At 34.5% G+C, this 9,982-nt stretch carries 8 protein-coding genes and 2 pseudogenes; 4 read left to right on the top strand and 6 right to left on the bottom strand.

From position 1 onward, the window contains the following. Positions 1–33 precede the first annotated feature (33 nt). Entirely contained in the window at positions 34–1,044 is a 1,011-nt protein-coding gene (locus CU633_RS16785) for an MFS transporter (RefSeq protein WP_101661740.1), read from the bottom strand. Positions 1,045–1,211: 167 nt separating this feature from the next. Here CU633_RS16785 and CU633_RS16780 point away from each other — a divergent pair, with 167 nt between their 5' ends. Next, complete coding sequence (locus CU633_RS16780) at positions 1,212–2,090, top strand: LysR family transcriptional regulator (protein ID WP_101661739.1); 879 nt, start codon at positions 1,212–1,214, stop codon at positions 2,088–2,090. A 268-nt stretch (positions 2,091–2,358) separates the two neighbouring features. On the opposite strand, the gene CU633_RS16775 is transcribed toward CU633_RS16780, so the two are convergent. The 4 genes and pseudogenes from CU633_RS16775 to CU633_RS16760 form a co-directional block, all read right to left on the bottom strand. Beyond that, positions 2,359–2,739, bottom strand: a complete 381-nt coding sequence (locus tag CU633_RS16775) for a DUF6262 family protein (protein WP_101661738.1) — start codon at positions 2,737–2,739, stop codon at positions 2,359–2,361. After that, positions 2,732–4,843, bottom strand: coding sequence for a tyrosine-type recombinase/integrase (locus CU633_RS16770; protein ID WP_101661737.1), 2,112 nt, complete (start codon positions 4,841–4,843; stop codon positions 2,732–2,734). Before CU633_RS16770 ends, CU633_RS16775 begins: the two co-directional genes overlap by 8 nt. Positions 4,844–4,847: 4 nt before the next feature. Beyond that, a pseudogene (locus CU633_RS16765) lies at positions 4,848–5,932 on the bottom strand (tyrosine-type recombinase/integrase). 296 nt (positions 5,933–6,228) lie between these two features. After that, complete coding sequence (locus CU633_RS16760) at positions 6,229–6,684, bottom strand: AraC family transcriptional regulator (protein WP_101661736.1); 456 nt, start codon at positions 6,682–6,684, stop codon at positions 6,229–6,231. Positions 6,685–6,950: 266 nt separating this feature from the next. Here CU633_RS16760 and CU633_RS16755 point away from each other — a divergent pair, with 266 nt between their 5' ends. Further along, on the top strand, positions 6,951–7,502 hold the full coding sequence (locus CU633_RS16755) for a hypothetical protein (protein WP_101661735.1): 552 nt from the start codon (positions 6,951–6,953) through the stop codon (positions 7,500–7,502). Positions 7,503–7,695: 193 nt separating this feature from the next. On the opposite strand, the pseudogene tnpA reads toward CU633_RS16755, so the two are convergent. Beyond that, a pseudogene (gene tnpA, locus CU633_RS16750) lies at positions 7,696–7,860 on the bottom strand (IS200/IS605 family transposase); the annotation flags it as partial. A 43-nt stretch (positions 7,861–7,903) separates the two neighbouring features. Between tnpA and CU633_RS16745 the strand changes: the two are divergent. Then, positions 7,904–8,314 (top strand): hypothetical protein, encoded by a 411-nt coding sequence (locus tag CU633_RS16745; protein ID WP_101661734.1) that lies wholly within the window; start codon positions 7,904–7,906, stop codon positions 8,312–8,314. Positions 8,315–9,276: 962 nt separating this feature from the next. Continuing rightward, positions 9,277–9,888: a sigma-70 family RNA polymerase sigma factor gene (locus CU633_RS16740; protein ID WP_101661733.1), complete on the top strand. Its 612-nt coding sequence runs from the start codon at positions 9,277–9,279 to the stop codon at positions 9,886–9,888. Positions 9,889–9,982 lie beyond the last annotated feature (94 nt).

The following is a 9,982-nucleotide window of genomic DNA, read 5'->3' as shown; positions in this document are numbered from 1 at the left end:
TCTTGACACTTACTCGGGTTGGACTTTCACCAACTAGCAATTAACGGCTTGCTGGGCACGCGCTAAATAAAAAAGAAATGAATTTCCTTTTTGATCAGCCAGTTTTCCACCGGCTCTTCCTAATAAAGCAGAAGCAACTGCTCCTGGGAACATGATAAAACCAATGTATGTGGGAGAAATATGGTTTACGTTCGATAGTAATTGCGGTGTTATAAAAGGAATTCCTGCGCTTAGGCTGGTAGCCAGTAGAGCAATCACAATGCTTATCGTATAACGTTTGTTTTGGAACAATGACGATTGAATAAATGGTTCAGTGGCTAATCGGATGCGAAGGATCAATAAAATTAATAAGAGTAAGCCAATAAGAAAGAAAATCCATGAATCAATTGTAAGGGCCAAAAGCACCGATGCGATGGTACTTGCAAGAAGAAAACCGCCGATAAAATCCATCTTGCTTACTGTTTTACCCGGTTCATCGTTTAAATGTTTTCGAAAAAACGGTAGAGCTATTAAGACAAGAAAAGAAAAGCAGAAAAGCAAACGCCAATGTAACAAACCCGTCACAAAACTGGCTACAATGGGACTCATTGCAGTCCCTAGTGCTAAACCACTTACCATTGTGCCTATTGCCCGGCCTCGGTATTCGAGAGTGAAATACTTTACTGGGATAATCATCGAGATTGAAGGAATTACAGCAGCACCTGCTGCTTGTAACATTCGCCCTACAACAATCATCCAATATTGAGTCGCAATTAATCCTACAAGTGAACCTAAAGACATAAAAATCAATCCAAATGTTAATAAATCTTTCAGTCTATATCGATCAGCCAATTTCCCATATGTGACTGACCCAATGGCATACATGATTCCATATCCGGTAGTAATCCAACTTACTTGCGAGGCAGAAAGGGTAAATTCTTTACTAATGGAAGGAAGAACCACATTAAATATCGTTGCATTCATCACTGATATAATGAGTGTAAAAAACATGATCCTAAGCAATCTTTCTGCTGTTTGATTATGCTTTCCCACATTTGTATCCATTTCACAGGCCTCCCTTCATAGATTCTTTTCGTGAATCGATCTTGGAATATTTGATCCTCTATTCATCAACCGTTACACCTATATTGTATGTTTGATTATAGATGAATGAAAATATATATTTAGTCATAATATGATATCTTTAAGTATATGAATGGAGGATGAAACCGATGGAATTGTTACAACTGAAATATTTTCAAACGGTAGCTCGGTTAGAACATATGACCAAAGCTGCTGAAGAATTGCATATCGCTCAACCGGCTCTTAGTAAGACAATTGCACGTTTGGAAAAAGATGTAGGAGTACCTCTTTTTGATCGTCAAAAACGACAAATTCGACTCAATGCGTTTGGAAAAATCTTTTTAAAGCAAGTAGAGATAGCTCTTTTAGCGCTTGAAGAAGGACAACGCCAAGTTTTGGATCAAGCCGGACTTGAACGAGGGCGTTTTTTTTTAGCAACAACGAATCACAAGTGTGATGCAGAAGTTGTTGGTTCTTTTCTATCTTTACACCCCAACATTAATCTCCGTCTAACACAAATTCCTACGGAAGAAGAAAAGTTAAAGCTTCTCCAAAATGGAGAAGTGGATTTTTGCATTACCTCTTTCCCTATAGCGCATGCAGAAATAGAAAGTATACCCTTTCTTACAGAAGAAATTTTTTTAGCTGTGCCACCTACTCATGCATTTGTTAATCGGCAAAGCATTAACTTAAGTGAAGTAGCGAATGAGCCTTTCATTGGTTTGAAAGAAGGAAATAGCTTCAGAGAATTAACAAATGGCTTTTGTAGGGAGGCAGGATTTGAACCTACTATTTCATGTGAAGTTGATGAATTCGCTGTCATTAGTAACTTTGTTCAAACAGGAATGGGTGTTGCTTTTTTGACAGGAACAGCAAAAGAGAAAGACCCTTCACTAACCTTAATACCTATTAATCAACCATTTTGTCAGCGTTCTTTTCGATTAATATGGCTGAAAAATCACTATTTGTCACAGGCAGCACTCACATTTCGCGACTTTCTTATTCAGTATTATATCGACGCCAATTAGATGAGCATATTCATGAATGTTGTTGCTTTAGAATAATGTTTGATCAAATTAATACTAATAACCTTGATAAACGAACAAAAAGAAAGAGCGTATTTTGAAAAAAAAGAATGACAAAACATGCTCTTGATATATTCAATTGGATCATTCTTTAATAAAAATGTTTGATCATTTCTGTGATCTTTCCTCCATTAAATGGCCCGTTTGTTGAATAACAAAACACTTCTTTTTCTAGTAAAACAAACAGGAAGAACACCGTTCTCAAATTATACTAAAATTTTTTATATACCTCTGCGTAAGCCACTTTTAATTGGTCTCTAAGTTGTTTGTTATCATCTTCTAATTTCTTCACCTTCCGTTTCAGTGATTCAATAAGGGCATCCTTGTTGTTCTCATTCATTTCTTGCTTCACTTGTTTTGGTGTAGGTGCTTGTGACTGTTGCTGCCTTAATGCTTCAATCCTTTCACGGATATCGACATTGTTATACAGCGTTGCTTTCGTCACTCCTGATTCATTTGAAACGCTATTAAAATTAATCTTTTCATTGGCTCGTATGAGCCGTTTAATGGCTTCGTCTACTTTCTGATAGGTGTTTGCTTTCCGTTGGGCATGGATGGTCTTCATGTGGGATGAACGGTCATATTCAGGCATTTGTTACACCTTGCTTTCTTTTCATCCGATCTTGTCTGCCAAAGATAATGCTACCTTCTTGAATTGTACTTAGAATACCCTTATAACGCTGTAAGTTTCTTTCGTTTTTCTCCGCAATTTCTTCACGACCATGTTGCTTTGATACATCAATGGCTTTGGAAGTTGTTTTAATGAGTAATTCATACTTTTGCACATCAAGTTCTGAAAATCCAATGGCTAAGTCCTTACAAGGACTTCCTCCGTTACACGTTAGACAAGGCGGTGCTTCCATATGAGGACAATTACCATTTAAACGGGCGTGGCATGTTCCATAAGGGTTGTCCATCGCATTTAGTTTATGGTCTTGCCACAAGGCATTCAAAATATCAGTAGGAATATCTTCGCCAACCTTGATTTCTTGAACTTCACCATTCAAGTCAAAACTGAACACACCTTGGTTCATGACAGCCTCAAATGCCTTTCTTTTGTTGTCATCTAATAACTTAGCGTATCGCAATGTCATTTCGGGGGAGGCATGGGCTAATAGTTCTTGTACCGTTAAAATGTCTGCACCGCCATTTAACATTTTAACGGCATAGGTATGTCGAAACTGATGTAGTTTAAAATGAAATAGACTTCCGTTTTCGTCAGTAATGTTTTTTTGCTTTGCTAAAGTATTTATTTGGTCTTGAACCCAGTTTTGAGCGAATGGCATCCCTTTTCGAGAACCACGATAGCGAATGAAAATAAATTCTTCGGGATTATTGTCTGTATTGCTATGTTCTTTCGATTGGCGAATCAGAACTGCAAGAATATTTGCCAATTCTTCATCAATGGGAATTCGATGTCCTTTTACATAGGTTTTTTCAATGTCAGTCACAATCGAGTATTTGCCATTTAGCTGAACTAAGCAATCAGAAGTTAAGCCTAATACATCTGAAATACGTAGTCCTGTTTTAAAAGCAACCCACACGATAGGAATGATGTCTTTGTTCAAATTATTGATGTGCGTAAATAATTGTGTTAATACAGGCTCTGGAATGTAATCAATTTGGTCAATGGACCTCTTTTTTAACTTCGGTTTATCTTCAGAAAAAACTAACAATCGCACATGTGTTTCAGGAGCGATATCATATTCGTATCGTTGAATATCTTCAAGAAATTTTCCTACACATTCTAATGCCATTGTCACATACTTTTCAGGGTGTGCATCCTTTTGTTTTAAATTACTTTTGGTGTATTCATGCAACCATTGAATGTATTGTTTCATATGGTAACGCTTCAAACCTTTTAAATCGCTCCATTTTGGTTCTAAAGAAAATATGAAAGATAAGAACTTTGGTAAAAATCTTAAATAATTACGTGCCGTACCCCAAGAAAAATTGTGTTTACTTAATAATCTTTGTTTAATATAAAGTTTCACTTGTTGACGCATGTTTATCTGTTGAATCTTGGAGAAATTAATGTAATAGTGGGTGCTACTTTTGTTGTAATCAATCCCATACTTATCATGAAAAACTCGTATATCCCAACGATCTTTTTCCCATTCTTCACGCATATCAGTGATTTGTATAAGAGTTGTATAAACAGTTCTCAAAAAGGCTGCTACTGTGGATTTTAAGGGAGTATCTTTATAGAGTAACCTTTTTTTAATTACCTGAGTATTAATACCCTGCTCGTTTAACCAAAATAAATATTCTCGCTCTGCTTTATCAATGTTTAAGTCTAATAATGATGATAGTGTAGGATACTTTTGGTTTAAGAAATCTGTCATTCTTTTTAGGAGACTTTGTACTGTGAAAATACTGTTTATCGTCCAATAATCATTAAACAATCGTTGGTAGAACACATATTTTACTTCTAAATTAACCTTAGGATTTATGAATCGGAAAGGAACATTTTTGTTAGTGTATTTATAGGCTGCTACAATTTCTTCGAACTGCTTAATCTCACCTAAAAAGTTAATATTCCATTTATCGTTAACTAAGAAATAAGGATTATTCACTTGTTCTACTGTGATAGAACCATCTTTATGAATTGTTTTCGTAGGAAAGGTTACAAGCTCTTGCTGTAATCGTTCGTGGAAACCTAAATCCTCTGTATGGATCTGTTGAATATATTTCATCCTCTTAACGCCTTTCAATTTTTTTGTTTATCTCAAATGCTGGCTGTGCTTTTTCCCAATCCTCACGAATGTCTTCTTCCGAAGGATGAAGATATAAATTCATCGTTGTTTGAATTTGTGAGTGTCCCAAGCGTTCTTGTACTTGTTTAATATCTTTCGTTTTCTGATAGTAAATCGTTGCGTGTGTGTGGCGAAACAGGTGAGGGTGAACGTCTTCCCTGTTTTCTTCCTCAAACGCTTGAAAAGGGATTCTATGTCTCCGTAGCTCATTGGATTTCCTATATTCTTCCCCCGCAGCTTCACAAAGACAAAGTTTGTATCTAAATCTAATTCATCCACGATTTCATACAAGTAATCATCATATAAATCCATTAAGGCTTGCGATACAAAAACCTCTCGTTCACCTGATTTCAACTTTGCTCCGTTTTCTAATTCCCCTCGATCTACCAAACGAATGCGATGCCCCTTTTTATGGTCAAATTTAAAGTCCTCCATGAATAGTGAGAGGACTTCTCCAATACGCAATCCTGTCTCAAATAATACTTGAATCAGAAAGGTATCTCGTATATTGGTCGTTGCTTCAATCACTTGTTGAATCTGTTTTTTTGTTAGTGTTTCTACTCTTTTACGAGGTTCCTTTAGTTTTAGTACATTCCGTATAGAAGGCTTGTCTCTGTTTACATGATGCAGAAAACTCTTGTAACGTGATCTTCCAACTGTGAAGATTTGTTTCATTAACTGTTCAACCATGTCATTTTGTAGTTCTTCATTTCGGTACAAGTAATCATAAAGATTTGTAACAGCCGTAACCGTCAGGTTAATTGTCTTTTCCGTTTTCTTTGCTTTAATTGGTTTAAGTGAAGTAACATTTGTACTTTCGTAGGGGCTTCTTAACCAAGCAACAAACTCCACCAAGTCCTCTAACCGTATGTACTTATAATCCTTTTTTGTTTCTTCTAAGTAAGTAAAATACTGTTTCAATGAGTAACAATAGGTTTTTTGTGTATTGCTGCTTTTACCTGTTGTATCTAAATATTTAATGTACTTTAATACAGGAAGAACAGGTACCCCATTACGATCTAAAAGCATATACCGTTTGGTGTTGTTCCCTAAAAAAACTTCTTGAACCCTCATTCTTTATCTCCCTCCATAAAAATAGCTACCGCTACGCCCTACGGGACTTTATCCCCTCTAAAATCTAATGAGATACTCATGTATCATTCATATATTATACAACTTATACTAAATAAAAATTGTATGTTTAGGGATTACAATATACAAAAAAATACTGAATAATCTTTGTAATATTAAACATAGTATCCACTATTTATTATAGTACGGTTAAGGGAAACCTTGCCCCGGCTTTCTTTAGTTGTCAAATCAAACTATAACGGTTTTACAGGTACACATATTTCGCAATAATCGTTGTAAATCATATCACCAGTGTATCTTTCAAAAATCGGTTTGTTATCAATTTGATATCCACTGTTTTGTAAAGCTGGAAAAATTTCAGCCCATGCTTTTTGAATATCTTCCGCTGTATGTTTGACTTTGCAAATAACATATTTTCCACCAGAAAGTTCACTTTCGCAAATTGAATTATTAATTTGATAATCGTTTGAAATGACAATACAAGCATCATATCGACAGTTTTCAGGAAGTGTCGTTTCCGGGTTATCTTGCGGAATTGCGAGTATTATTGCCGCTTCAGCAAGTAGATTTTTCTCCTCAGCCCATTTTTTTAACTTTTCCATTGCTTGAATGTTTCCAGGACCATATGGACCAGCTTGTCGCACATATGCGATGCGATATTTTGGAAGAGTTTCGACTTTAATATTCATATCTTCTTTTTCCTTTCTATATTAATATTTAATACAATTCGAATGCTATCATGATATAAAAATATAATCATTTGTTTTTTTAAAATTCTTAAATGTCCCTACACAGTTTACAGCCATGTATGGGATTTTTCTACCTTCTTCAACTAACGGTGCATTCCTTAAAGATCCTTCTGCCCATCCAGGGGCTTTTTTATTGAACTAAAGGGCAGAAGAGTTTAAGAAGGATATGTTAAAATAAGTTATAGCTCTTAATAGGAGATGATTAAATGGAAACACAAGTTACAAGGTATTTTGACGATTTAGAATCAACAGACAAAGAAATCCAATATGAAGCTTATAAGAGTTTATTAACTCTAACAGAAGAAAAAGTTGACTGGGCATATGAAGTTTGGGATCAATTATTACAAGACCTAAACAATCGTGATAATCATAAAAGATCACGTGCAGCACAATTTCTTTCTAATTTAGCAATAAGTGATCCAGAGAAAAGAATGCTTAATGATTTTCCTGCATTATGGGAAGTAACAAGAGATCCTAAGTTCGTCACTGCAAGACATAGTTTGCAATCCATTTGGAGAGTAGGTTTAGCTGGAGATGAACAACAAGAATTGTTACTTAATCACTTTACTGATCGTTTTACACACTGCGTAGAGGAAAAAAATTATACTTTGATTCGATATGATATTATCCAAGGTCTTAGAAATTTATATGATGACGTAAAGAAAGGAGAAATAAAACAAAAAGCCCTTGATTTAATAGCAACAGAAGAAGATAGTAAATATCAAAAGAAATATGCAACTGTATGGCGAAATACATAGAAATTTTAAAAATGTAATTTTTTATAACATGACAATTTAAGTAAAGTTGATAAGATTATTGTTATTTTTCTTATTCAGCCAACGGGTGGGTTTCTCTGCGGCTGAAAGCCTTTGTTGCTGACCAGACCCGAAAGAGCCTCTGAATGGTTCGCCAAATGTACTACTCTTACTGGCCAGACCTCAAAGGCTTTCTACTTACTTTCGTTTCTTCTGGAATACTCACAAGCATATGTACGTGATCTTTACACGCTGTTGCTTCTATAATCTCCACACCTTTCCTTTCACATAGAGTGCGGAGTATTTCACCGATGTCCTTTTTAATTTTCCCATAAATTACTTGTCTTCTATACTTCGGTGCAAGTTCAGCGAAAAAAGATGGTCACAATAAAGAATTGGTTAAAATGCAAAAAGATTATTTATCTGACTTAAACAAAGAGATAAAAAAAGGTAAACTAAAGGCATTAAGTAATCTGGAAATTGTCGAGTTAGAGCCTGTGGTTGATGGTGGGTTCTCAATAATGGCTTCCTGCCCAGGAAAGAATACTGCTCTGGCCTATCACTGGTGGGGTGTGGACCGTTACATGAATAACTGTAATCCAAATGAGTTTGCGGCAGACATGGCGTCTGTTGCTGCTGGTTATACAGGAGCAGGAATAGTGGCTGCCATCTGGTTCCCTGGAGTAGGTGTTGCGGGAGGTGTCATTGCTTCGTATGCTGCATTAATGTCAACTCGTGTTTATGCTAACAATTATGGAAGTGGAGTCTATTTGGCAATAACTTATGCTGGATTCTTCAATGTAAGGCCTCAATAACAGAAAGGAGGTGGGATTTTGGATTGGGTGATGATCAACTCAATATTAAGTTTCATACTCGTGCTTGTCCTTGTCCTTACCTTCCAGAAAAGGAAACAAGAAAATAAAAAATTCCCAAAAATGCAATACGTGGTATCTTTGATCGTTGGGATAGGAATATTTGTTGTTATCTTGAGCAATCTCTTATAAGCCAAAAAAAGTAACCTCTTACGGATATAATACTCGAAGAGGTTACTTTTAATCAAACTTTATTATAAATTATCAATTTTTATTTTAAACAATCGAATTTTGTTATAAATTATCAAACTTTATTTCAAAGCCACATAGGGAACACAGTTTGCGTAAATATCAACAGAGGTCGCGCTTGATGAATAATAGGTTGAGTCAGTTGTTACATATGCCATATAAATTTTCTCCTTTAAATGTTATTAGCAGCGCTGCTTACATCATAAAGAACCTAAAACAAAATAATTAACAACCTTTGTAAGATTAATCCTGCTTTGTCCGTTCACCTTAAACTGTAAAAAGTGCTGGAACTGCTCAATATTAATCCTAGTAATATATTTATTTTGTTTTCTAATTTTTGGCGATTCGCGTTAGTAATCAATTAATTATGTAAGCTGGTTTTTTGTGAGAAGATAAGAAGTAACAAAAGGTATGGATGGATAATAATAAAATAGAAAAATAGAAAAATTTAACCAAAAGGTTGTTTATAATACATAATTTTATTCTTTATTAAATGAAGAAAGGAAAAGTTAAGAGATTTGTTGTGGATGATTACTTAATAAAAATCGTTTATTATCCAAAACTTATTTTCTAAAATTCGTCATGTTATAATTAAATAAGAGTTTATCGAAAAAATTCCACATGTAATGCCATGGCTAAATTAACTTAGTCATTTTTTTACCACCAAAAACAGAACATATATTCGCTTTTGGTTAATAAAAAGGAAGTGGCTTAAAATGACAACAAACAAATCCAACAATCATTGTCATGAAAAATTGGAAAAGTTCAAAAAAGACAATAAAGAATTTCTTACAAACCCATTAATAAAAAATTTTTTAAAACACAAACAAAACTTTGAACTTTTTCTAAATACCCTTTGCAATCCAACAATTGAGAATAGGGAAAGGTTAGATCAGACTTTTAAAATATTTTATTTTAACGTTCGCTTTATTTCTTTTATTTCATCATCTCTATATTTTAACGCTATTAATTTTGACAAAAAACAAAGGCAGTATTCTTCAAGAAATCTACTAACTGTTGATAGTTTTATCCAAAACGAAGAAGAAGTTACGTTTAAAGATATTATTGAAGATCCTGAATCAGAAATCACTTTAGATAAACTTTCGATAAGTGATGACATAGCTGATTACATAATAAATCCCTTATTGTATGAGGCTGTTCAAACTCTTTCTACAAAACAAAAAGAGGTACTAAATTTGGTCTATTTAAAGGGATTATCGGACACGCAGATTGCAAGACTTCTTAATAAATCACAACAATCTGTATCAAAAATTCATAAGAAATGTTTAGGGAAAATACAAGATTATATTAAGGAAAAAGGACGATAAACTAATGAATACTACTGATTTACCTCAATGGTGTAGACGTCAAGTCGAATTTTACATTTTTTGCTCGGTTCCTTTTTACACTTCTGCTGAAAAA

Origin of the sequence: Bacillus sp. V3-13 (assembly GCF_002860165.1) — a bacterium.
Taxonomy (GTDB): domain Bacteria; phylum Bacillota; class Bacilli; order Bacillales; family Cytobacillaceae; genus Bacillus_BJ.
Note: the sequence above shows the minus strand (reverse complement) of the source record. Positions and strands in the feature narration are given on the sequence as shown.